The 255-nt window shown below is 51.4% G+C and carries 1 pseudogene; it reads right to left on the bottom strand.

Annotation, left to right across the window (positions count from 1 at the left end):
• Positions 1–255: pseudogene (locus tag ACYP03_RS27005) on the bottom strand (beta-ketoacyl-ACP synthase II); the annotation flags it as partial.

Raw genomic sequence — 255 nt, 5'->3', positions numbered from 1 at the left:
GGTTGATGGTAGGTGGTACCGCCTGATCAACCAGAGACATAACAGTAATAATGGATTCCACAGAACCTGCTGCGCCCAGCAAGTGACCTGTCATTGACTTAGTAGAAGAGACAAGCACCTTGTCTGCCGCTGCACCCAAGGCACGTTTGATGCCCAGCGTTTCAGCAACGTCACCAGCCGGTGTAGAGGTACCGTGTGCATTTACATAGCCAATCTGATCTTGCGAAATCGCTGCATCACGAATAGCCGCTTCCA

The organism is Photobacterium sp. R1 (genome assembly GCF_054600795.1).
This window is presented reverse-complemented; position numbering and strand designations above follow the sequence as displayed.